Annotated in this window: 19 protein-coding genes; 13 read left to right on the forward strand and 6 right to left on the reverse strand. The window is 50.7% G+C overall.

Translation table 11 applies throughout. From position 1 onward, the window contains the following. Positions 1-24: 24 nt before the first annotated feature. The gene (gene crp / locus L3J94_01145) at positions 25-660 is read right to left on the reverse strand and encodes a cAMP-activated global transcriptional regulator CRP (GenBank protein ID MCF6217361.1); all 636 of its coding nucleotides are present in this window, start codon (positions 658-660) and stop codon (positions 25-27) included. Between the two features lie 306 nt (positions 661-966). Between crp and L3J94_01150 the strand changes: the two genes are divergently transcribed. From L3J94_01150 to L3J94_01175, 6 genes are all read left to right on the forward strand, one after another. Then, complete coding sequence (locus L3J94_01150) at positions 967-1,392, forward strand: OsmC family protein (GenBank protein MCF6217362.1); 426 nt, start codon at positions 967-969, stop codon at positions 1,390-1,392. Beyond that, positions 1,385-1,786: a VOC family protein gene (locus L3J94_01155; GenBank protein MCF6217363.1), complete on the forward strand. Its 402-nt coding sequence runs from the start codon at positions 1,385-1,387 to the stop codon at positions 1,784-1,786. Before L3J94_01150 ends, L3J94_01155 begins: the two co-directional genes overlap by 8 nt. 103 nt (positions 1,787-1,889) lie before the next feature. Beyond that, positions 1,890-2,687, forward strand: a complete 798-nt coding sequence (gene speD / locus L3J94_01160) for an adenosylmethionine decarboxylase (GenBank protein MCF6217364.1) — start codon at positions 1,890-1,892, stop codon at positions 2,685-2,687. A 119-nt stretch (positions 2,688-2,806) separates the two neighbouring features. After that, on the forward strand, positions 2,807-5,371 hold the full coding sequence (gene acnB, locus L3J94_01165) for a bifunctional aconitate hydratase 2/2-methylisocitrate dehydratase (protein ID MCF6217365.1): 2,565 nt from the start codon (positions 2,807-2,809) through the stop codon (positions 5,369-5,371). A gap of 73 nt (positions 5,372-5,444) precedes the next feature. After that, positions 5,445-6,650 carry an alginate export family protein gene (locus L3J94_01170; GenBank protein MCF6217366.1) on the forward strand — a complete coding sequence of 402 codons (1,206 nt, stop codon included), beginning with the start codon at positions 5,445-5,447 and terminating at the stop codon, positions 6,648-6,650. 286 nt (positions 6,651-6,936) lie between these two features. Continuing rightward, complete coding sequence (locus tag L3J94_01175) at positions 6,937-8,019, forward strand: hypothetical protein (protein ID MCF6217367.1); 1,083 nt, start codon at positions 6,937-6,939, stop codon at positions 8,017-8,019. On the opposite strand, the gene L3J94_01180 is transcribed toward L3J94_01175, so the two are convergent. Then, positions 8,016-10,664 carry a molybdopterin-dependent oxidoreductase gene (locus L3J94_01180; protein ID MCF6217368.1) on the reverse strand — a complete coding sequence of 883 codons (2,649 nt, stop codon included), beginning with the start codon at positions 10,662-10,664 and terminating at the stop codon, positions 8,016-8,018. The two genes, L3J94_01175 and L3J94_01180, sit on opposite strands and share 4 nt — an antisense overlap. Positions 10,665-11,214: 550 nt before the next feature. Here L3J94_01180 and L3J94_01185 point away from each other — a divergent pair. Both L3J94_01185 and L3J94_01190 read left to right on the forward strand, forming a co-directional pair. After that, positions 11,215-11,571 carry a group 1 truncated hemoglobin gene (locus tag L3J94_01185; GenBank protein ID MCF6217369.1) on the forward strand — a complete coding sequence of 119 codons (357 nt, stop codon included), beginning with the start codon at positions 11,215-11,217 and terminating at the stop codon, positions 11,569-11,571. Between the two features lie 163 nt (positions 11,572-11,734). After that, complete coding sequence (locus L3J94_01190) at positions 11,735-12,283, forward strand: HPP family protein (GenBank protein ID MCF6217370.1); 549 nt, start codon at positions 11,735-11,737, stop codon at positions 12,281-12,283. 10 nt (positions 12,284-12,293) lie between these two features. Here L3J94_01190 and L3J94_01195 read toward each other — a convergent pair whose 3' ends face one another. From L3J94_01195 to L3J94_01210, 4 genes are all read right to left on the reverse strand, one after another. Beyond that, positions 12,294-13,241: a hypothetical protein gene (locus tag L3J94_01195; protein MCF6217371.1), complete on the reverse strand. Its 948-nt coding sequence runs from the start codon at positions 13,239-13,241 to the stop codon at positions 12,294-12,296. Further along, entirely contained in the window at positions 13,235-14,392 is a 1,158-nt protein-coding gene (locus L3J94_01200; protein ID MCF6217372.1) for a methyl-accepting chemotaxis protein, read from the reverse strand. Before L3J94_01200 ends, L3J94_01195 begins: the two co-directional genes overlap by 7 nt. A gap of 411 nt (positions 14,393-14,803) precedes the next feature. Beyond that, complete coding sequence (sbcB, locus tag L3J94_01205) at positions 14,804-16,216, reverse strand: exodeoxyribonuclease I (GenBank protein ID MCF6217373.1); 1,413 nt, start codon at positions 16,214-16,216, stop codon at positions 14,804-14,806. Positions 16,217-16,256: 40 nt separating this feature from the next. Further along, positions 16,257-16,736 carry a PaaI family thioesterase gene (locus L3J94_01210; GenBank protein MCF6217374.1) on the reverse strand — a complete coding sequence of 160 codons (480 nt, stop codon included), beginning with the start codon at positions 16,734-16,736 and terminating at the stop codon, positions 16,257-16,259. Positions 16,737-16,802: 66 nt separating this feature from the next. Here L3J94_01210 and L3J94_01215 point away from each other — a divergent pair, with 66 nt between their 5' ends. The 5 genes from L3J94_01215 (at position 16,803) to hrpB (ending at position 23,579) form a co-directional block, all read left to right on the forward strand. Next, positions 16,803-17,564 (forward strand): class I SAM-dependent methyltransferase, encoded by a 762-nt coding sequence (locus tag L3J94_01215; GenBank protein MCF6217375.1) that lies wholly within the window; start codon positions 16,803-16,805, stop codon positions 17,562-17,564. Positions 17,565-17,739: 175 nt separating this feature from the next. After that, entirely contained in the window at positions 17,740-18,219 is a 480-nt protein-coding gene (locus L3J94_01220; GenBank protein ID MCF6217376.1) for a DUF3015 domain-containing protein, read from the forward strand. A 93-nt stretch (positions 18,220-18,312) separates the two neighbouring features. Further along, entirely contained in the window at positions 18,313-20,211 is a 1,899-nt protein-coding gene (locus L3J94_01225; GenBank protein ID MCF6217377.1) for a DUF4105 domain-containing protein, read from the forward strand. Beyond that, positions 20,211-21,056 carry a lysophospholipase gene (locus L3J94_01230; GenBank protein ID MCF6217378.1) on the forward strand — a complete coding sequence of 282 codons (846 nt, stop codon included), beginning with the start codon at positions 20,211-20,213 and terminating at the stop codon, positions 21,054-21,056. The genes L3J94_01225 and L3J94_01230 overlap by 1 nt, the downstream gene beginning before the upstream one ends. A 21-nt stretch (positions 21,057-21,077) precedes the next feature. Further along, on the forward strand, positions 21,078-23,579 hold the full coding sequence (gene hrpB, locus L3J94_01235; protein MCF6217379.1) for an ATP-dependent helicase HrpB: 2,502 nt from the start codon (positions 21,078-21,080) through the stop codon (positions 23,577-23,579). The last annotated feature ends 132 nt before the right edge of the window (positions 23,580-23,711 follow it).

Genomic DNA, 23,711 nt, shown 5'->3' on the forward strand with positions numbered 1-23,711 from the left:
GGCAGTCCACGGTGTGTGATCAGATCAGCGTGTACCGCGAATAACCATGGTTTTCCCGCGAGCGGTGATCAACCCCTGCTCCTCCAGATTTTTTAATACTTTGCCTACCATCTCCCGCGAACACCCTGCAATGCGTCCTAACTCCTGACGGGTTATTTTGATCTGCATGCCATCGGGGTGGGTCATGGCATCCGGCTGCTTACTCAGGTCGAGCAGGGTACGGGCAACCCGTCCGGTCACATCCATAAAGGCAAGATGGCCTACTTTAAGGCTGGTGTTGCGTAGCCTGAGCGCCATCTGGCTGGCGAGGGAAAACATGATCTCGGGGTGCTCCTGGATAAGTCGACGAAATTTATCGTAGCCAATCTCTGCCAACTCACAACTTACCCGTGCACGAATGATGGCGCTGCGCCCTTGTGACTCTTTATCAAACAGCCCCATTTCACCAAAGAAATCACCCGCATTAAGATAGGCGAGCACAATCTCGCGCCCATCCTCATCTTCTATATACACCGCGACCGAGCCTTCAGTAATGTAGTAGAGGGTCTCAGGGGTGTCACCCGCGTGGATAATCGTGCTCTTAGCAGCGTGCTTGCGACGGTGGCAGTGACTGAGAAAAAGCTCAATAACAGCATCCGGCTGTGGCGGGGTAAATTTCATATCAGCACCTTTTGATTATGGCCTATCTCTTGATTATAGAACGATTTAGATGACAGCTGGAATAATTAATCTATTTAATATAGAGCCTATATAGGCGTTGTGTGCTGGGCCATATTTAACACATTAAACCCCGTTAGCTGCAATCGATGAATGAAAGGTCTCGATAAGATAAACAAAAGAGCCGTTACCGCGCAGATAGTTCATAATTTCTCTCTTTCCGTCGCTGGTCATCATCTCGATTAATATTAATTTTTTTAAGTGTTGTGGTAAGCTTCAGGTTTTCCAACGTATCAGGATTATCAGTGAATGAAGGCGCGGATTAAATGGGTAGAAGATGCCACTTTTCTGGGCGAGTCAGGTAGCGGGCATGCGGTTGTAATGGATGGCCCACCCGAGAGTGGTGGCCGCAACCTGGGTGTACGCCCCATGGAGATGCTGCTGCTGGGAATGGGCGGCTGCGCCAGTTTTGACGTGGTGAGTATCTTGAAGAAATCGCGCCAGCCGATAACTGACTGTATTGCCGAAATCACAGCGCAACGGGCTGATGATGAGCCCAAGGTATTCACTCAAATACACATACACTTTATTGTGTCGGGTGAAGGGCTTAAAGAGAAGCAGGTGGCGCGGGCGGTCTCGCTCTCGGCAGAAAAATATTGTTCGGCCTCCATCATGTTGGGAAAAACCGCTAAAATAAGCCACGACTATCAAATACGAGGTGGTGTTGATGAGTGAGTTACCCGTTCGTCCGAAGCCCACAGGGGGAATGCGCCATGTGGCACTTTTTCTGGAAAACTTCGAAGCGTGTGAACAGTTTTACACTGAGTTAATGGGCATGAAGCTGGAGTGGCGGCCCGATCCGGATAACCTCTACCTGACCAGTGGCAACGATAACCTGGCGTTACACCGCGCAAAAAATGTCGATATGAGTGGCTTTCAGCGGCTGGATCACATCGGCTTTATTATTGAATCTCCCGAGCAGGTACAGGTGTGGTATGACTATCTGCTGGCACACGATGTCAAGATGAAAACCACCCCGCGCCAGCATCGGGATGGTGCCCATAGCTTTTACTGCTTCGACCCTGACGGTAATACTGTGCAGATCATATATCACCCGCCTATTTCATAGAATCAAAGGGCGGTCATAGCCGTAGGTCTGGGCAGTCTTGACCCTGTTTAGCGGCTCTTATTGTGTTGTTGGCATTTATGAGGATAGACGATTGGCCGAGTCAATGAAGAAGTTGAAACTACATGGTTTTAACAACCTAACCAAAACCCTGAGCTTCAATATTTATGATATCTGTTATGCCAAAACGTCGCAGGAACGCCGCGCTTACATTGAGTATATCGATGAAGAGTACAATGCTGAACGCTTGACTCATATTCTCACAGAGGTGACCCGTATCATTGGCGCTAATGTGCTGAACATTGCCCGCCAGGATTATGAACCGCAGGGTGCCAGCGTCACGCTGTTGGTCTCTGAGGAGTCAGACCTATCGGACTTACAGAACAGCGAGGCCCCTGGCCCGCTGCCCAAGACGGTCGTTGCTCACTTGGATAAATCACACATTACCGTACACACCTACCCCGAGAGCCACCCTGATAATGGCATCTCAACCTTTCGAGCTGATATTGATGTCTCGACCTGTGGCCGCATCTCACCGCTGAAGGCGTTGAACTACCTGATTCACAGTTTTGACTCCGACATGGTGACTATGGATTATCGGGTGCGCGGCTTTACCCGTGATATTGATGGCCACAAACACTTTATCGATCACGGCATTAACTCCATCCAGAACTTCATTGCGGAAGATACCAAAGAGCTGTACGAAATGATTGATGTGAATGTCTATCAGGAAAATATTTTCCATACCAAGATGATGCTTAAAGAGATGCTGCTGCCCCGTTATCTGTTTGCTTCGGCGATAGAAGATTTCAGTAAGGAGGAGCTGACGATTATCCACCATAGCCTCAAGCGTGAAATGCTGGAGATCTTCTATGGTAGAAATATGAGTAACATGCCTGAATAAACCTTGTTATCCCCCCCCGCTTTCCGCGCTGACTCCTTGCCATGCGGCGGTCAGCAGCCTCCTCTAATTTCATGTAGAATACCCGACCTGCGTATATCTTAAAGACTCAAGGTGAATAAATGATCGAAGCATATAATCAACACGTTGCTGAACGTGAAGCAGATGGCTTGCCCCCCTTGGCACTGAATGCGGAGCAAACAGCCGCACTCGTGGAATTGATTAAACAACCACCCGTGGGCAAAGAAGCATTTTTGGTGGAACTGCTGGTAGAGCGTGTGCCTGCCGGTGTAGATGATGCTGCTTACGTCAAAGCGGCCTTCCTTGCAGCCATTACAACGGGCGATGCCGTTTCACCGTTAATTGATGCCGCCCGTGCCACTGAGTTGTTAGGCACTATGCTGGGTGGTTACAACATCGAGGCATTAATTGCAGCACTGGATAAGGATGCGATTGCACCGATTGCGGTCACCGCACTCTCAAAAACACTGCTGATGTTTGATGCTTTTAACGATGTGATCGCCAAGGCCAAGGCGGGTAACGGTTATGCCAAGCAGGTCGCGGATTCCTGGGCCAATGCTGAGTGGTTCACCAACAAACCTGAGATGCCAAAAGAGATTCAAGTCACCGTCTTCAAAGTGCCTGGTGAAACCAATACAGATGACCTCTCCCCCGCCTCAGAAGCGTGGAGTCGCCCGGATATTCCGCTCCATGCCAAGACCATGCTGGTGGCCAAAATGCCCGATGCAATGGAGAAGATTGCCGAACTGAAAGCCAAGGGTAATCCACTCGCCTATGTGGGCGATGTGGTTGGAACCGGCTCTTCCCGTAAATCAGCCATCAACTCGGTGCTGTGGCATATGGGAAATAATATCCCCTTCGTACCTAACAAGCGCCAGGGTGGAGTGATACTGGGTGGCAAGATAGCCCCCATTTTCTTTAATACGGCAGAAGACTCGGGCGCATTGCCGATTGAATGCGATGTCGCACAATTGAATATGGGTGATGTGATTACCATCAAACCCTATCAGGGCGTGATTGAAAATGAAGCAGGAGAGGTGATCTCCCGCTTTGATCTTAAGCCAGCCACGATGGCTGATGAAGTGCGAGCAGGGGGTCGTATCCCGCTGATTATTGGTCGATCGCTAACCGATAAAACCCGAGAAGCACTGGACTTGTCGGCATCGACACTCTTCACCCGGCCAACACCCGCCGCAGAGACAGGGAAAGGTTATACTCTGGCGCAGAAGATAGTCGGCAAGGCGTGTAGTGTTGAGGGTATCCGCCCGGGCACCTATTGTGAGCCGCGTATAACAACGGTTGGCTCACAGGATACCACCGGCGCGATGACCCGAGATGAGCTGAAAGAGCTGGCATGTCTCGGTTTCTCTGCTGACTTGGTGATGCAATCGTTTTGCCACACAGCCGCCTACCCCAAGCCGGTTGATATTAGCCTGCAACACACCCTCCCCAGCTTCTTCAACAACCGTGGTGGTGTTGCGCTACGACCTGGGGATGGGGTGATCCACTCCTGGTTAAATCGGATGTTGTTACCCGACACGGTGGGGACCGGGGGTGATTCCCACACCCGCTTTCCAATGGGTATCAGCTTTCCTGCAGGCTCTGGATTGGTGGCCTTTGCCGCTGCATTGGGCGTTATGCCGCTGGATATGCCCGAGTCGGTTCTGGTGCGTTTTAAGGGCAAGATGCAACCAGGCATTACCCTGCGTGACCTGGTCAACGCGATTCCATTGGCAGCGATTCAGCAAGGTTTGCTGACGGTAGAGAAAACGGGCAAGAAAAATATTTTCTCGGGTCGCATTCTGGAGATTGAGGGTTTGGAGCAGATGAAGGTTGAACAAGCCTTTGAGCTATCCGATGCATCAGCCGAACGCTCTGCGGCCGGTTGTACAGTTAAACTGGATCAAGCACCGATCATCGAATACCTTAAATCCAACATCACACTGTTAAAGTGGATGATCGCCAATGACTATGCGGATGCCAAAACCCTCAGCCGCCGTGTTGAATCAATGGAGCAGTGGCTGGAAAACCCGGTATTGCTGGAGGGGGATGGTGATGCTGAATATGCAGAAATTATCGAGATTGATTTGGCCGAGATAAAAGAGCCGATTCTCTGCTGTCCCAATGATCCTGATGACGTTAAGTTGCTCTCAGAAGTGGCGGGCGAGAAAATTGATGAGGTCTTCATCGGTTCGTGTATGACTAATATTGGCCATTTCCGCGCAGCGGGTAAAGTGCTTGAAGCCTTTGGTGGCGCAGTTCCCACCCGCCTGTGGATCGCACCACCCACTAAAATGGACGAGCATCAACTAACGGAAGAGGGCTACTACAGCATCTACGGCAAAGCGGGAGCCCGCACTGAAATGCCTGGCTGCTCACTCTGCATGGGTAATCAGGCCCGCGTAGCAGACAGCGCAGTGGTGATGTCCACCTCAACCCGAAACTTTCCAAATCGCTTGGGTAAGGATGCCATGGTCTACCTGGGGTCGGCTGAGCTGGCGGCGGTTTGTGCGCAGATGGGCAAGATCCCCACGGTTGCTGAGTATCATGAAGCGGTCAAAACTATAGAGCCACTGGCGGCTGATACCTATCGCTACCTCAATTTTCATGAAATTGAAGAGTACAAAAAGGTGGCCGATAAGGTGATTCCAATTACCGCTGGGTAATTGTCAGCACACCAATGTTGATAGCGGATCGATTATTGCAAAAGAAACACCTCTTATGACGGTATGGGGAAATATGATGAGCTTTTTTGCTAAAAAAATGAAGTGGGGTGTTTGTGTCATTAGCGGCGCTACCCTAATGGTTGCAGGCTCGGCAGCATCGGCATCTGGAATCACTGAAGCGATTAAAGGGGGTGAGGTCAGCGGTGATTTTCGTCTGCGAATGGAGACGGTGACTCAAGATAACGCCCTAAATGATGCAAATGCACTCACATTGCGCAGTCGGCTGGGTTATCGAACAGCGGACTACAAGGGATTGACTGGTTTTATGGAGTTTGAAAATGTTACCGCGCTGAATGATGATTATGAGCCGATGCCCAGTAACCCGGCCAAAACAGAGTCAGTGGTGGCTGATCCGGAAGGCACCGAGGTTAATCAGCTCTATTTGAAGTATGTTTCGGGTGGTCACGCGATTACCGCAGGTCGCCAGCGGGTTATTCTGGATAATGCCCGTTTTGTGGGCAACGTTGGGTGGCGCCAAAATGAGCAGACATTTAATGCCATTGTCTTTACGGTAGATTCCGTTGCGGATACCTCACTTGTTTATGCTTACGTGGACGGGGTTAATACAATCCTCGGGGGTGAGTACGATACTTCCGCGTATATCTTTAACGCATCATATACTGGCTTTAGTGCCGGAAAAATAACCGGTTACTCCTATGTTATTGAGCAGGATGATGTGCCTTCGGCCTCAAATTCAATCCTGGGTTTACGGTTTTCCGGGGCGACAGATGTAGCAGAAGCCAAGGTAAAATATACGCTTGAGTATGCGAAGCAGTCGGATTATGCCGAGGGCACTAATATTGATGCCCAATACCTGTTGGCTGAATTAGGCGCAGAATTCAGTGGTGTGGGTATCAAGCTGGGCTACGAAGTGTTGGGGGATGGTAAGGGTGCAAATGACGCTTCATTCAGCACGCCCTTAGCCACGAAACACGCCTTTAATGGCTGGGCAGATGCCTTTTTAACCACGCCTACCGATGGCCTGCAGGATATTTATCTCTCCGTTACCACCCAAATTGAAGGGGTAAAGCTGTTAGCCGTCTACCACGACTACTCCGCAGATACCGGCAGTGCCGACCATGGCTCGGAGATCAACCTGCTTGCCGCTAAAAAGTTTGCAGGCCACTACACTGCGCTACTAAAGTATGCAGATTACTCTGCGGGTGATAGTGGTACGGATACCAGAAAGCTGTGGTTGATGGGGCAGATGAAATTTTAGGAGGAGGTCGGACTTAGGGTGAATCTACTGCGGAAAAGCCATTCTGGCCCATTTCTCTGATCCTTTTCGTTGAATATGCCCAATATTCGCCTCAAACGACCAAAAAAATGGACTCAAAATGGCTTTCCCTCGCTACGATTACCTAAGCCCGACAGCCTCCTAGCCGAGTTTTACCACGGACAAAAAACAGCAAAAATTGTCGACCCCTTCTCTTTTCTGATAAAAGCGCATTGCGAGGCCTATGGGGGCAAGGTAAGTTAATTATCTTGCTCCTGAGGTGAATGAGATGTTCCGATATTTAGTAGTGGCTGCGCTGTTTCCTATGTTGTCCGGCTGTGGTGGAGATACCCCGGCATCATCCAGTGAACCAGAGCGTGTTGAAAAAATAGTCGCTCGAGAGAGTAACCGTAGCTGCCTTGCTCCGGCGGATGCTATCGATACCGCGACCCGGCTCTCCACCACAGGCTGTTTTACAGATGTTAGCAACCAGATAATGGCGGGTGGGGTGATCCCCTACACCGTCAATAGCGTGTTGTGGTCCGATGGTGAGAGCAAAGGGCGTTATTTTGCAGTGCCGGATGGCACGACCATCAGCTTAACGGTGGACGAATCTTCAATTGTTGCCAGTAATGGCACTAAAAATGGTGATTTCAACTTTCCGGTAGGCGCGGTGGTGATCAAACACTTCTATAGTGGCAGCCGTATCGTTGAGACCCGCTTGCTGATGAACCATGCCAATGATGGTTGGGGTGGCTACGCCTATCAGTGGGATGAGTCACAGAGTGACGGTACCCTGCTGGTTGGCTCAAATAGCATCACCACACCGGTCAGCCACTATTTCCCGAGCCGCGAAGAGTGTATGGAGTGCCATACGGATGCCGCTCGGGTGTTATTAGGGCCGGATACTCTACAACTCAATTACCCCCTTTACTATACGGATGGCACAGAAGAGAACTATCTCGATGCTTTGGTTCGATTAAATTACCTCTCGGCACCGTTGCTGGCGGATTATAAGGTGGATCGGCTCTATGCAATTGACGATAGCGACGCACCATTAGAGCAGCGAGCCAGAAGCTATTTGCACAGTAACTGCTCGGGCTGTCACCGCACTGGCGCACCGCAAGGTGGCTTTGATCTTCGTTACACCTCATCGTTTGTAAACAATGTTTGTGGTATCGCTGCAGCAGAGCCGACCAGCCCCACCGGAGGGTTGCTGATCGACCCCGGCAATGCTGATAACGCCACTATTCAGCAGCGACTCGCCTCTATGGGGAGCATTCAAATGCCACCTATCGGGCGAGAGCAAACCGACCCCGAAGCGGTTCAAGTGATGGCTGATTGGATCAATAGCCTGCAGGGCTGTGATTAACCCAGCAACTTTTTTAACTCCGGCACACATGAGCCACAATTTGTGCCGGCATTCAGATAGCTACCAATCTCTTCCACACTTTTCAAGCCATGTTTTTGGATCGCCTCTCGAATACTGTTTTCACCTACCTTGAAACAGGCGCAGACCACACGCCCGGTATCAACCTGGCCGACCGGTGGCTTTCCAGTGAGCAGTGCACGGCGCTCATCATTATCCAGCACCTCTTTTTCAAAAAGTGAGGCGAGCCAACTGCGGGGTGGCAGCGCTTTGTCCGGGGCGATGAAAATACAGCTCTCCACTTGATCTCCTGTCATACGAATACCTCGATAGGTGTTTGCGCCGTTATCCAGCAGTTCGACCCAGTTGACATCATTATTTGAGGTGCAAAGATAACTTCTCGCCCATGCGGGGAGATCTTTGGAGCGTTGCTCACCCGCCACTTCGTATCGATAGTGGTTATTGCCGGTTGCCCTTGCCCAGTAACAGACCCCTTCCAGTTTTAATGCGCGGCGCGAAAGGATAAAGCCGTGCCATGCGGTTTGGTAAGGCTTAAGCTGCACCGGCGTATGTTTAAACTCAGGTTGGCCCGAAAGCGGGTCTACCGCAGGATTGACCACTGCGGAGGCTTTTCCCCTGCTGGAAAACTGCTCGCTCCAGTGCATCGGCGCAAACAATTCACCACGGCGCTGGCCGTTGTCCAAGCGTACTCGCCCGATCATCTCACCCCAGCGGCTGGTCACCGTGGCTAACGCATCCTCATTGATAGAGAGCGCCACGGCATCATCAGGATGAATGGCGATGTAGGGTTCGGGGCTATGCTCAGATAGCCGTGGCGCCTTTCCAGTGCGGGTCATGGTGTGCCACTGGTCGCGTACCCGCCCAGTATTCAGAATAAAGGGAAAGCTGTCACAGGGCATGTGTGCGGGTAGCCGTGGCTCAATGGCTTGAAACTGTGCCTTGCCTGATGGCGTGAAAAAATGGCCATCACTAAACATGCGAGCACTCCCCGCAGGCTGCTGTTGATTCACTGGCCACTGGATGGGTGATAGCTGGTGGTAACTCTGTTGAGTTTGACTGCTCAGTGCCGAAAGGTCGAAGTCACGCTCTCCGTTGTTTCTATATCCGGAAAGAGCCGCGTGTTCGTTAAATATTTCGTAAGGGTGTTGATAATTAAAACCATCGCTATACCCCATACGCTTGGCCACCTCAGAGATTATCCACCAATCGGGTTTTGCTTCACCGGCAGCCGCCTGAAAAGCTCTCTGGCGTGAGATACGTCGTTCAGAATTGGTAACGGTGCCGCTCTTCTCCCCCCAGCCTTGGGCCGGTAATAAAATATTGGCACGGAGGGTGGTGTCGGTCTGCTTAACGCAATCGGAGACCACTACAAACTCGCACTGTTTGATCGCTTCTGCAACGTGGTCTGCATTGGGCATGCTGGCTGCGGGGTTGGTGGCCATGATCCATACAGCCTTGATCTTTCCCTTGGCAATATCATCAAACATATCTACCGCCTTGCGGCCGCTTTGTTTAGGAATGGCGGGTGAGCCCCAGAAGCTTTGTACTAAAGTACGGTGCGCGGGGTTTTTTATCTCCATATGAGCGGCCAACATATTGGCCAACCCGCCTACTTCGCGCCCTCCCATGGCGTTTGGTTGGCCAGTAAAAGAGAAGGGGCCCATGCCGGGGCGACCGATACGCCCGGTGGCCAGATGGCAGTTGATAATGGCATTGACCTTATCCGAACCACTGGTTGATTGATTAATGCCCTGAGAGTAGACAGTGACCACCCGCTCTGTGCGGGAGAAGAGTCGATAAAACGCTTGAACCACAGACACTTCGAGGCCACAGCGTAGTGCCACGGAGTCGACGCTAGGCGCGGTTTTTTCTGCCATGCGGAGTGCGGTCTCAAACCCCTCGGTATAAGCATTCAAATAACTGTGGTTTATTTCACCATCCCGCTGCAGATAACTTAGCAAGCCATTAAACAGTACGGTATCGGTACCAGAACGCAGGGGCAGGTGGAGGTCGGCAATGTCACAGCTGGGGGTCTCTCTGGGGTCGATTACTACCACCATCAGATCGGGGTTGACCCGCTTTGCCTGGTTGATTCGCTGAAACAGTACCGGATGACACCAGGCTGCATTGGTGCCGGCCAGTACAATCAGCTTTGCTCGTTCCAGATCTTCATAACAGCAGGGCACGGTGTCTGACCCAAAAGCGCGTTTATGGCCTGTGACAGAAGAGGACATGCAGAGCCGCGAGTTGGTATCAATATTGGCTGTGCCGATATAACCTTTGATCAGCTTATTGGCGACATAGTAATCTTCAGTCAAGAGTTGCCCCGACACATAAAAAGCGACCGCGTCAGGGCCGTGCTGCTCAACGGTTGCTAAAAACCTCTCCGCGACCTCCCCAAGCGCCTGATCCCAGCTGGCGGGTATTCCCTCAATTTCGGGCTGGAGCAGCCGCCCCTCCAGTCCCAAGGTTTCGCCCAACGCCGACCCTTTGGAGCAGAGCTTGCCAAAATTAGCGGGGTGCAGCGGGTCACCTTGGACTGTGTAGCCGCCATCAGCATTCGCTGCTACCAGCACTCCGCAGCCAACACCACAATAGGGGCAGGTTGTTTTTGTCATCTTGGACATTATTATTGCCTTTTACATACAGATAAACATTGTTGAGCAAATTTTGCGCCATATTCACATTGTGGTGGTCAAGGGGGTAAATGACGACACAGCGTATCTGGTTTGTGGCTTGGCCACTTTTTCCACACCCTTTTGGTGCGACATTGCCACCATATGCCTATATTAGGTGCGGCTAATACTCTGTTTTCAGGAGAAAATTAGCCCCTCAAAATAAAATAATATGCCCTTGAGGTAATTGATATAGGGGTTGCAGGCTATAGAAGAGTCTGCTTATACTGCGATAGTGCGCTTTTAACTGTGGTGAGTACTTGGCTCCTACCCTATCTTCATGTAGGAGTGTAAAGCACTGTGGAATCAATCTCTTGCACAGTATACGCACTTCTATTTGAGGGTTAGGGTTTTAGTCAAAAGCAAGTGAAGCAGTTTGCCGTATACCGTTGTAACTTGATAACGATCTGATAATCGTTAATAAAGTGTTATTTTTTTAGTGTATTTATGTTTAACTGCACAAGGTAAGAGACAAAACTATTTTCTTTATAGGAGAGAACACGTGAGTTCATTATTTGATCGTTTGGGTGGTAATGCGGCTGTAGATGCAGCGGTAGATATTTTTTACGCTAAGGTATTGGCAGATGATCGTATCAACCAGTTTTTTACAACGGTTGATATGGAGACACAAGCGGCCAAGCAAAAAGCCTTTTTAACCATGGCTTTTGGTGGTCCGAATAGCTATACCGGGCTGGATATGCGTGAAGGGCATAAACATATGAACCTGAACGAAGGTCATTTTACTGCGGTGGTTGAAAATCTGGCCGCTACACTGAAAGAACTGGGTGTTTCTGATGCCGATATTGCCGAAGTTGCTGAAGTTGCCAATAGCGTAAAGGATGATGTGCTAAACCGTTAAGAACAGCTGCTACGGATAATAGCGCCTCAACACATGCTGTGTTGAGGCGTTTTTTATTGCAAAATATTACTCGTTTCTATATTTATTAAAATGGGTTTGATTGAGGCCTCTTTACGAGATCTCTTTAAGATAAAAATACCTTTTACTGCCAAGGTGGGCGTAAGTGTCAAAATTACTCAAAATATTTGAGAAGCTCGCGGGCGAGCGGCGGGGCCGAGTGCGTCACGTTGAGATTCTGATCGCAACGGTGGCGGCGTTAACTGCACTTTTGATGGTGGGGTGGATTAGTCGCTCGGTTGCGGGTGATCAGGCTGGCCTCTATTTAATGGCCTCAATGGGCGCATCAGCGGTATTGATTTTTGCTGTGCCTGCTACTCAAATGGCAAGGCCGTGGGCCTTCTGTTGCGGGCACTTTGTCTCTGCCTTTGTGGGTGTGAGTTGTAGTTTGTTGATAGGGGATCTGGTTTTAGCGGCGGCACTCGCGGTCTCGATCTCTATCTTTTTGATGAGCTACCTGCGTTGCCTGCATCCGCCGGGTGGCGCTGCGGCAATGATTCCTATTGTTAGTGGCGAGTCAGTTACTGCAATGGGCTACAGTTTTCTACTTATCCCTGTTGGCATTAATGTATTGGTGATGCTGCTGTTTTCACTGGCTTACTTTCGCTGGATGGCACAGCGGGAGAAGCGGTTTATGGCGCAGCGATCCAAGTAGCGGCTCTTAGCTACTCCGCCAGTTGCAGTATAAACATCTCGACTACAAGCAAGGTACTTAAGAAGGTGGAAAATAGACTGATGTAGAGTGTTTTGTATTGGTTGTCATACTCTTTTTCGAGGGTATTGCTGAGTTGTTTCATGAGTGAGTTGAGCTGCTTGAAGCTAAGGCCGATGGCATCACTGGCAATAGCAAAATAGTGATCAGGTTTGATCATAATTTTTTTTGCGCTCAGGAATTCCCTGTCTAGAGTGCTCAAAAACAGCGCAATACTTTTCTGGCATTGGGTGAAATCCAACATGTTTTTATCGATTTTTTGATGCCTTAAAATGGTAATTGTCTCATCACATACCAGTGAGGCCTTTTGATGAAGATAGCCCAACTTACTCCGGCTTTGTGTATTTAGACGGGCTTGAGTTGCGGCTCCAGTGCCAATTCCCCTTGCCTGACCCAGCACTTCGGTAACAAAGGGGAGTATGTTGATACCGATCTCCAGCAGTCCATGCAGCTGCTTGTCATCACTGTTGTCCAGCTTGCTCAGGCTGCCGGTATCACTAATTAGATTAAGTAGTTTTGAGATAATGGCGGTGTGCAGGGAGAAGCTCTCCTCAGCACTGAGTGATGAGAAGTTTTCAGTTACTTTATGCCAGCCCTTCTTAACCTCAAGATAACCGGGTGAGCTTGAAAATTCAGGGTAATCGTTACTTATTTTCTGTAGCTGCCGGCCTATTTTTTTTTGGTGCGCATAGCACTTCTCCTTGAAAGCTGAGTTGCCTTTCAGTAGCGCATTGCTCATGCCGCGATGCTGGGGAATGCTCTCTAGTAACTGGAAAAGCTGGCGGATAACCAATAATCCTGCCTGCCGCCGAGCTGAAAAACGCCGTTGAACCACCACAGAGCGTAACCACGCCACTGAGATAAAAAATAAAATGAGAGAGACCAGAGTAAGCGTCAGCATGGTGACTTCTCTTGTGAACGGGATAACTTGACCAGATAGCCGGCTGTTTCGGATGCCTCTTGGATCACTTCGGTGGTCTGTTGAGCCATCTGATTTATTTTTTCGATATTGATGGAGATTTCGCTACTGCTGCTATTCTGCTGGTGAATTGCCAGGCTGATATTTTCCATTGCCGCAACGGTGGATTTCGCCCCTTGTTTAATTGACTGAAGGGCGTTGTGGGTCGAATCAGAGAGCCCAACACTGTTATTGATGGCGTTGATGATCTGCTCCATACCGTTGCTGACATTCTGCACATCTTGTTGAATAGCGGATATTTGTTGATTAACTTTGGAGGCCGCCTGCTGGGAGCGTTGCGCCAACTGCCTTACTTCATCAGAAACCACAGAGAAGCCACGGCCATGTTCACCTGCACGAGCTGCTTCGATGGCTGCATTCAGTGCCAGCAGGTTAGTCTGGTTTGCTATATCATTGATGGTGTCGATGATTGAGCTGATCTCTTGCGAGCGTGATAGCAGGCCGTTGATCTGTTCGGTTGATTGATTAATTGAATGAGAGGCCGTCTGGATTTCGGTCGCCATGGTTTTAACAATGTCATCACCTTCAGTCGCATAGGTGTCCAACATTTTTGAGGTGCTGTCGGCTTCGTCAGCAAGCCCCGAGATGGTATCGATATTACCGCTTAACTGCTCCATCTCATTTAAAATGCTAGCCACCGAAGTCTGTTGAATGGTCATCATTTCAGTCGAGTGCCCATTCATTTTTGCTAAATCAAGTGCCGCACTGTGTAGCTCTTCGCTGGCGCTTTTACTCTTTTCGTCCAAGCGTTCAACCGCAACCCGCTGCTGATGAAATGCGCTGAATATGGGGTTAAACTCATTCTCTTTATAGCAAGCGGTCTCCCCCTTTGTCAGGCGGCGTATAGTGTGTAGCTGATAGTGGTGATAAGCAAAAATCAGGTAGAGGGTGATGCTCAGCGTTATGATGACAAGGAGTGTCAGGTCAAATTGCAGTGCGGGTTCAAGCGTCGGGATAAGATAGAGCAGCGCAGAGGCTAAGGGCAGTACGGTAAGTGATACGATAAAAATCAGTTTTTGGCGTAGTGAGAGTCGTTCAAAAAGAGCGGTGACGGGTTTGAATAATTGATCCATTCTGCTATTCCTCGTTTTCCTCGTCTATCAGGTAGCCCAGAATAACATTATGATGCGGGTTTCGAGTTACTCCGTACTACTACCTATAAGGGGTTTGGAACAAGTGAGGGTAATTCCCCTAATCCCTAGGTAGCAACACGTATGCAGGCCCTTGATTCCACAGCAAAGCAAAAAATCGTCACCGAACCTACGGGTGCTACTCCTATTTTTTATTTCACTGTGAAACCGATATCTTACATATCATTACGTATTTTTATCTGGAGTTTATGCTGAGCCTAAACCTACCCAAACTTGTTTAAAATCTCCTTAACGGATAGCGTTCTATGCTTGCAGATCTTTAACATTTTTTTCATGAATGGTCTTGGGCTGGCCGGCTGGTTTTTGGTGGTTGGCCCCCAAAAATCACTCTGGCTACCCCTCTACAAGTTCGCGGGCATACTCTTTTAATGTATCCAGTATGGCTTTTTCGCTGTCACCGTATTCAGGGGTGGCGCGCAGTTCATTTAGCTCAGCCAGATAGCTGGCTAGATCAAGGCGACTCAGGCGGAATGTTTGCCAGCGTGCCTGCTCCTCTTCGGTCAAGGTGTCGAGGTAGTTGCGAGCACGCATGCGAAACAGCATTTCGGGCAGGCGGCTATCATCAAAAGGTGGCTCATAGCCTACCAGCTCTTGCGGGGTCATGGTATGGATCTGTGCCATGCGGGACTTATCGTCCGGGCTAAAAAAACCGCCCCCATAGAGCATCTGGTCGGGGTCGGTTCGTTTTTCGAACTGGCTCTCCGAGAGCACCTGCTGCACTTTCTTGGCGAGTCCTTTTGCCTCTTGCAGAACGGCCAGGTTTTGGCGGCAGAGGTTAAGGTCGATGCCATACTTTTTGGCCGCCTTGCCATCGAGGGACATAAATGGGGCAATCACCGGGCATTTGTTTATATGTACCGTTTTTAGTGGGATGCGCTCAACCCCCTCGGGTAACTCATCACTGCGAGTAAAGAGGCGCTGGTGGATCTTCTTCGCACTGAGGTTGATTAAATCAGCCGGGTCAACGCTTAGATCGTACACCACCACGCCATTTTTGTTGGTGGGGTGCTCGGCAATCGGCACCACTATGGCCATATTTCCTTTCTCTACCGGGTACATGCCCGAAACATGAATTACCGGCTTCTGCTCACGTAAATCAAGCAGCTTGCTCAATTTGCGCTTGTTACGGTTGTTGTATACGTATTCGAACAGCTTGGGCTGTTTCTCTTTAATGAGCTTGGCCATGGCGATGGTGGCGTAGACATCAGAGAGCGCATCGTGAGCCGATTCATGTGCGATACCATTTGCTGCGGTAAGGTCTTCTAGTCGGACCGAGGGCCGGCCCTCTTCGGTGGTGGGCCACTCAATGCCTTCAGGGCGCAATGCGCGGGTCATGCGTACCACATCTAAAAGGTCCCAGCGGCTACAGCCATTTTGCCACTCCCGTGCGTAGGGGTCCATTAGGTTGCGGTAGAGCGTATAACGGGTAAACTCATCATCAAAGCGCAGGTTGTTATAACCCAGCACGCAGGTATTAGGCTCGCTAAACTGCTCATTGATCAGGCGGATAAACTCAACCTCAGGCAACCCGGCTTCAAGTGCCATGGGTGGTGTGATACCAGTGATTAAGCAGGAGCTGGGGCTGGGGAAAAAATCATTGGCAGGCTTACAATAGATCATTAATGGATCGCCAATAATATTGAGATCCTCATCGGTACGCACCCCGCCAAATTGTGCAAGGCGGTCATTCATTGGGCTGAGGCCAAAGGATTCGTAGTCGTACCAATAGAATGTTTTTTTGCTCATGATCGTCTGCTCTTTAGAATAATTATAACGTGCTGCAAGGTTATCTAGACTCTCTGTTTCTGAAGCCAAGGCGCTGGCTGCTGGGGTCGGCTGGGCGGATCGCGACTTCACAGCTAATCTGACAGCAATGGGTGCCATCTGTTCGATAAAAGCCGTAACCAAAGTGTGGGGTATGACTGCCCTTTTCGGCCAGTGCGGCTGCTATCTGTTGCCGTAGCGGTTCGGGAAAATCGAATTGTAAAACTAGATCCTCACTGCCTGGGCGTAAAAAATCCAGCTGCAAACGCTTTGTCCACACCGTGTAATCTGGGAAGCCGTTGGCACAAGCCAGTGCCGCAATCGGATCCGCCAGGGAGGCCATGGCACCGCCAAACAGGGTGCCACCGGGATTAAGGTTTTGTGGCTCCCGCGGCAGCAAAATACGTACCCGCTGCCACTGTTCGCTCAGTTCCAACACTTTTATATTCATCGATTTAAACGGTGGATAGCTTTCCAGGCGTTGTGCGGCGTGTTGTGACACGATGAGTTCCCGATGACTGATGGATCAGGTTATGATAGCAGCTCCTGATAAGTCATGTAATCTACGATGTCTCACACTACTGTTGCTATTATCGCTACTCATCCAGCACGTCAGCCAGAGGCGGATATGCTTGCCCATCATTTGGCGCTGCCTTGTGGCGAGTCGCCACAATTTAATTTGGAGTTTACGGGTGACCGGTTGCAGCTGTGCCTTAATGCGGTGGCGGCTCCCGGCCCCATCTATGTCGACTTTGTGGGGGGTAAAGCGGCTCATCGCCGCCACTTTGGTGGTGGACGTAACCAGCCCATGGTGAGGGCTGTGGGGTTAAAGCCGGGTATAAACCCACACATTTTCGATGCGACGGCGGGGCTGGGGCGGGATAGCTTTGTCTTCGCCAGTCTGGGTTGCCAAGTGACGATGGTAGAGCAAAATCCGCTCATCGCCGCACTGCTTGAAGATGGTTTACAGCGAGGTCAGGGCACCCTGCCCGAAATCTGCCAGCGGATGACGCTGGTTAATATGGATAGCGTAGAGTACCTACAGCACTGCAGTGAAACCCCTGATGTGATCTATCTTGACCCGATGTACCCGCATCGGGATAAATCGGCTTTGGTAAAAAAAGAGATGCGCCTGTTTCAGCTGCTGCTCGGGGAGCCAGTAGATAGTCGTGATCTAATGGTGGCAGCGCTAAATTGTGCCAGAAAACGCGTGGTGGTAAAGCGCCCCAAGGGGGCCGAACGGATATCAAAGCATTTACCGACCATGAGCATTAACAGTAAAAATACCCGCTATGATGTTTATGTTATTGCGGCAATGCACACAAAATAGTGAGCGCATTCGCATAGTGCTGGACATTCGTTAAAACCCAGTGCTATGCTGAGGTTTGGCCGTTGGTGAGTTAACGGTCAACTGTATGTCCTCATTATATGCGCTGGATGCTTTTGGTGTACGGTGAAATTTAGAGTTCAAAATTAGCGTAATCAACGAAGAGAAGGATAATCCCATGAAAAAGACAATTCTGGCGGGCGTAATGGCCTTGGCAATGGCTCCAATGGCATCTCAAGCTGAAACAGGTGCAGGTTGTGGTCTGGGTTCAATGTTATTGGAAGGTCAGCAGGGGCTGGTTTTTAATGTACTGGCAGCAACTGTCAACGGTACATCGGGCAATCAAACCTTCGGTATGACTTCTGGCACCTTGGGTTGTGATGGCGAAGGTACGGTCACTTTCGCAGCGGCGGGTGAATATCTGGATGCCAATATGGAGCAGGTTGCTCGCGGTATGGCAACGGGTGAAGGTGAAGCGATGGATACGTTGGCAAGTCTGATGGGTGTTTCAGCAGCAGATAAAGCTGCTTTTGTTCAAGTTTCTAAAGCTAATTTCTCAGTTATTTTTAGCAAAGAGAATGTAACCAGTGCTGATGTGATGTCATCACTGACTCAAGCTATGGCAGCTGATCAGTCGCTATCAAAGTATATCTCTTAATTGAGAGCTTGCTTTGAGTGGTCGCCTTTCGGCGGCCGCTCTTCCCCTCGTTTTTTCTTTATTCCAACACCCCCTATCCAAAAAGTGTCCAATGTGACAAGACTCCTGTTTACCTTGTTAATAGCGCTGTTTTCTCTCAATAGCAATGCCACAGAAAATAGCTACCTGAACCAATTAATTGCAGCGAGCCACGAGCAGCAATTGGCGCAGAATGCTGGCTGGTGGTCACTACTCCACTACCGAAAAGAAGTGCTGGGAGGCTATCCGCTAAGTGAGGCTGATGATGAGCGTTTTTTCTTCTCTGCGGAGGGTAGCCGCGATGCCGAACTTGAGTTGGCAGCGACGCTAAGTGCCTTTTTTACGCCACTGATAGGCGATTTGAGTGAACACCCTCAGTGCCGCTTTCCGGCACGTTATTATTGGCTGTCACAACAGCTGGATATCGCTACAGAGCGGTTGCCACAGCCCCCTTGTGATGAGTTTAACCAGTGGATGGAGACCATTAATCCTGGCAGTGCCACACTGGTCTTTCCGGCCGCCTACCTCAATAGCCCCTCCTCGATGTTCGGTCATACATTGCTACGGATTGACCCCGCTGATAAGCGCAGTGAGACGCCGCTGATCTCTTATGCCCTCAATTATGCGGCCGCAATCACTGGAGAGGAAAATGGGTTTGTTTTTGCTTATAAAGGCATCTTTGGTGGCTACCCCGGTAGCTTTGCGCTGGTGCCCTATTATGAAAAGATAAAAGAGTACAGCGATATGGAGAATCGCAATATTTGGGAGTACCAGCTTAATTTAAGTGGTGATGAGGTACGCCAGCTGATGCGCCATACATGGGAAGTAAGTAAGATTCGCTTTGACTACTATTTTTTCGATGAAAACTGCTCCTATCGTCTGCTTACATTGCTGGATGTCGCTCGCCCGGGACTTGGTTTGGCTGAGCCGTTCTCCGCCACGGCGATCCCCGCAGATACGGTACGTGCGGTTGAGCAAAAAAATCTATTCAGTGGTATTAATTACCGCCCCTCAACGACTACCACGCTCAACCATCGCTTGAATCTGTTGGATGAGTCGCAGCAGCGGCAACTGCTCATGTTAATTACCGATGACACGGCACACCAACAGAGTGAATTTTTATCTTTAAATGAATCATTGCGGGCCAAGCTTTTGGAGTTAGCTTATGATCTGCAACTTTATCGCATCCGCGCAAGCGGCTTACAGCGTGATCCACGGGCATCTCATGCTTATCAGCTGTTATCACAACGCAGCAAGCTGGCATCATCAGCAGAGTGGCCGGAAGTGCCGATTCCCGGGGTACGCGCAGAGCAGGGGCACCTCAGCTCGCGCATCGCACTCTCTCTGGGTAGCCGTGAAAAGCAGTTGTTTACAGCACTGCGCTACCGCCCCGCTTATCACGATATTCTTGACCCGGCACAGGGCTATGGTGTGGGCATGCAGATCAACTTTTCCGATCTTAATCTACGTTACTATCCAGAAGAGCAGCGCGTAGAAATTGAAGAGTGGAAAATCATCAATATACTGTCGCTCTCACCCCGCAATGATTTTTTTCAGCCTATCTCCTGGGGTATCGATTTGGGTTTTCAGCGGCAGCGGTTTAATGGGCAGAGCGTTTTACCACTACAGGTGACGGGAGAGGCGGGTGTCAGTTACCGGCTGGGCAAGCAGTGGCTTGCCAGCACCCTGGCTCAACTACAGTTTGCTGCGCACCACGATTTTGACGAAAAAATTAAAGCGGGAGTGGGGCCGAACTTGAAACTGCTCTATCATTCAAATCAGGTGCACAGCCTGCTTTTAGTACAAATGATGCACTTCCCTCAAGGGGATGAATATCAAACATGGCAGCTGAACTGGCAGTTAAACCTCCCCTTGCCAAGCGAGCAACAGGGGCTACGTTTCAGTGCTAAACGTGAGTGGCAGGAGGGTAATGCCTTTAATGAGTTTGAGATTGCCTGGCAGTGGTATTTTTAATGCTACGCCGGCTTACACTAATAATAATTTTGCTGCTTACCCTTAGCGGCTGCACACAGCTTTTTTTCCAGCCCTCACAGGGGTACCTCATAACACCAGATCAGCTTGGTCTCAGTTATCAAGAGATCATATTCAATAGCCCTGATGGTCTTGAACTTCACGGCTGGTGGCTTCCGTCGGTAGGCGAGGCGCATGCCACGGTGCTTTTTTTGCACGGCAATGCTCAAAATATCAGCAACCACCTTGGTAGCGTCTATTGGCTGCCTAAAGAGGGGGTCAATCTATTTATTGTGGACTATCGTGGCTATGGACAGTCGGAAGGCGTGCCTTCCCTGCCTGGGGCGATGCTGGATATCGAAGCCGCACTACAACAGGCACTCACCTTGACGGATAATACCCCGCTGGTTGTGGTCAGCCATAGTCTGGGTGCCAGTATGGCAATTCATGCCTTGGCTGAAAGCCCAAATAAAAGCAGCCTCTCTGGTGCGATTTTCGCAGCCCCTTTTAGTGATTATCGTCAGGTGGTGCGGGAGGTTGTGGCAAAGGTGTGGTTTCTGTGGCCGTTTCAGTATCCACTCTCCTGGAGTATCAATAATGACTTTGCGCCTATTGAGAGTGTTGCTAGGCTCGCACCACTTCCTCTGCTCTTTTTACATAGCTCTGCTGATACGATTATCATACCCCGGCACAGCGAACAGTTATTTGCGGTGGCGAGAGAGCCGAAACAGCTGCAGCTGCTGAAGGGGGGGCACAATGAGCTGTTTACCCCGCAAGAGAATCGGCAACTCATACTCGACACCATCTATCGCTGGAGTAATAGAATCCTAATCACCACAAACCATTAGTTCTATGCTTCAATACCGCTTATGACACTTCCTATCGATGCGGTACTGCCACAGCTACTTGAGCACCTCTCACAGCAGCCCAATGTGGTATTGCAGGCGGCACCGGGGGCAGGAAAAACCACCCGTGTGCCGCTGGCGCTGATCGGTGAGCCTTGGCTCCGCCAACAGAAAATAATTATGCTGGAACCCCGTCGTCTAGCGGCGCGCAATGCGGCCATCTATATGGCCTCTCTGCTGGGCGAAAAGGTGGGAGAGACCATTGGTTATCGTACCCGCCTGGATAGCAAAATAGGCGCAACGACTCGCATTGAGGTGGTTACTGAGGGCATTTTGACGCGGTTGATTCAGCAAGACCCTGAGCTCACTGCTTATGGGTTAGTTATTTTTGATGAGTTTCATGAGCGTAGCCTGCATGCCGATCTGGGTCTGGCGCTTACTCTGGAGACACAAGCGGCGCTGCGGGATAACCTGAAAATAGTAGTTATGTCGGCCACTCTGGATGCTGAGCCGGTTGCAAAACTATTGGGCGATGCACCGATTATAACCAGTGAAGGGCGCTGTTACCCGGTAACGATCATCTATGGGCAGCGCCCTGAGTGGCGACACCTGATTGAGGTGGTGAGTCGAGCCATCCTTAATGCACTCACTGATGAGTCAGGTGACCTGCTGGTATTTCTGCCCGGTGCGGGAGAGATACAGCGCGTCAAACAACAGCTCGAAGCGGCTGATCTGGCCACTCATATCACCATATGTCCGCTCTATGGTGATCTCCCCCGTGATGCTCAGGAGAGGGCGATCTATCCCAGCACTGAGGGCGAGCGTAAGATTGTGCTCGCGACCTCCATCGCCGAAACTTCGCTCACTATTGAAGGGGTTCGCGTGGTGATTGATGCGGGTCTACAGCGCCAGCCAAAATTTAACCCGCAAAGTGGTTTGAGCCGCCTAGAGACCACGGCGGTAACGCGGGCCTCTGCAACGCAGCGTAGCGGTCGAGCGGGTCGTCTGGAGGCGGGTGTCTGCTACCGGCTCTGGAGTAAAGAGCAGCATGCGCGGCTGTTGGCGCATGGTCAGGCGGAGATTATGGAGGCTGACCTGGCTGGGCTAATGCTGGAGTTGGCACGCTGGGGCGTCAGTTGTCCTAAGCAGTTAAGCTGGCTGGAGGAGCCACCAGCTGCCGCGTGTGACCAAGCCCGGGAGCTGCTGCAACAGCTGGCCGCATTGGATGAAAAAGGACGTATTAGCCGACACGGCAGCGCAATGGCGCGTCTCGGTATGCACCCGCGCTTGGCACATATGGTGTTGATGGGTGAGCAGATAGGGCTCGGTAGCCTCGCTTGCGAGGTGGCGGCTCTGCTGGGTGAGCGGGATATTATCAAAGGTAGCTATCGTGATGCTGATCTGCGCCAGCGTATTGAATTGCTACACAATAACCCGCGCTCATCGCAACTTAACCGGGGTGCGGTGCAGCGAGTGCAATTGACTGCCCGGCGCTGGCAGTGGCAACTAAAAACCGGCGAAGTGCAACAGCCCGCTAGCCATTGCGGGTTACTGCTGGCCTTCGCCTATCCCGATCGCATTGCGCAACGTCGAGGGGGCGTGGAGCCTCGTTATCGGCTGAGTAGCGGCAAAGGGGCTTGCTTTCAGGATCATCAAAGTATGAGTGACGCGCCTTATTTGGTGGTGGCAGAGCTGGGGAGCGCCGGACGGGAGTCGCATATCTACCTTGCAGCCCCTGTGGCACTCGCTGAGTTGGAGCAGCACCTGCCAGCCAGAATAGAGCCGCACACCTTTGTCGGTTGGGATAGTCGCAGTGAAAGTGTAGATGCCCGGCAGCAGCGAAAGCTGGGTGCGCTGATCATAGAGGAGCACCGGCTAAAAGAGGTGCCCGCCGCACAGCTGAGCCAGGGCTTGATCGATGCTGTTCGCCAAAAAGGGTTGCAAATATTGCCTTGGAATAGTGAGGTAGAAAACCTGCGTGCGCGGCTGATGTTGTTACACAACCATCAAACCCGCATGGCAGGTGACGAGGTGTGGCCGGATATGAGCAAACAGGCGCTGCTCGATAATATGGAGAGCTGGCTATCTCCCTATCTACCGGGGCTAAGCCGGCTTGCCCAGTTACAGAAGCTAAAGCTTAAAGAGATACTGATCAATCAACTCAGCTGGCAACAGCAACAACAGCTCGAGCGCGAAGCCCCTAGCCATATACAGATACCCAGCGGTTCACGGATTAAAATTGATTACAGCCAGTCGTCGCCAGTACTGGCCGCCCGCCTGCAAGAGCTGTTTGGTATGCTGGAAACGCCGCAGATTATGGGTGGAAAAATCAGACTCACCATCCACCTGCTCTCGCCAGCACAGCGTCCCATTCAAGTTACCCAGGATCTTGCCAGCTTCTGGGCCAATACCTACCAAGAGGTTAAAAAGGAGCTTAAGGGGCGCTACCCCAAACACTACTGGCCAGATGACCCCTACCAGGCAGAGGCGACTCGTCGGGTTCGTCCCCACCGCCCTGCGCGCTGAAGAGATTTTTTCAATAAACGGTTAACTCTAGATAGAAGCGCGAGATGATGTGTAAGATACGGGTTTCACAGTGAAACTAAAAATATTAGTCGCACCCGCAGGTTCGGCGGCTATTTTTTGTTTTACTGTGAA

It is taken from the genome of Gammaproteobacteria bacterium, from assembly GCA_021647245.1.
GTDB lineage: Bacteria > Pseudomonadota > Gammaproteobacteria > RBG-16-57-12 > RBG-16-57-12 > JAFLJP01.

Coding starts and splice junctions, on each gene's coding strand:
- L3J94_01230 (MCF6217378.1), top strand. CDS start 20,211: ATGCTACGCCGGCTTACACTAATAATAATTTTGCTGCTTACCCTTAGC.
- L3J94_01175 (MCF6217367.1), top strand. CDS start 6,937: ATGTTCCGATATTTAGTAGTGGCTGCGCTGTTTCCTATGTTGTCCGGC.
- L3J94_01220 (MCF6217376.1), top strand. CDS start 17,740: ATGAAAAAGACAATTCTGGCGGGCGTAATGGCCTTGGCAATGGCTCCA.
- L3J94_01150 (MCF6217362.1), top strand. CDS start 967: ATGAAGGCGCGGATTAAATGGGTAGAAGATGCCACTTTTCTGGGCGAG.
- L3J94_01170 (MCF6217366.1), top strand. CDS start 5,445: ATGATGAGCTTTTTTGCTAAAAAAATGAAGTGGGGTGTTTGTGTCATT.
- L3J94_01155 (MCF6217363.1), top strand. CDS start 1,385: ATGAGTGAGTTACCCGTTCGTCCGAAGCCCACAGGGGGAATGCGCCAT.
- speD (MCF6217364.1), top strand. CDS start 1,890: ATGAAGAAGTTGAAACTACATGGTTTTAACAACCTAACCAAAACCCTG.
- L3J94_01195 (MCF6217371.1), bottom strand. CDS start 13,241: ATGCTGACGCTTACTCTGGTCTCTCTCATTTTATTTTTTATCTCAGTG.
- L3J94_01200 (MCF6217372.1), bottom strand. CDS start 14,392: ATGGATCAATTATTCAAACCCGTCACCGCTCTTTTTGAACGACTCTCA.
- crp (MCF6217361.1), bottom strand. CDS start 660: ATGAAATTTACCCCGCCACAGCCGGATGCTGTTATTGAGCTTTTTCTC.
- L3J94_01215 (MCF6217375.1), top strand. CDS start 16,803: ATGTCTCACACTACTGTTGCTATTATCGCTACTCATCCAGCACGTCAG.
- L3J94_01180 (MCF6217368.1), bottom strand. CDS start 10,664: ATGTCCAAGATGACAAAAACAACCTGCCCCTATTGTGGTGTTGGCTGC.
- hrpB (MCF6217379.1), top strand. CDS start 21,078: ATGACACTTCCTATCGATGCGGTACTGCCACAGCTACTTGAGCACCTC.
- acnB (MCF6217365.1), top strand. CDS start 2,807: ATGATCGAAGCATATAATCAACACGTTGCTGAACGTGAAGCAGATGGC.
- sbcB (MCF6217373.1), bottom strand. CDS start 16,216: ATGAGCAAAAAAACATTCTATTGGTACGACTACGAATCCTTTGGCCTC.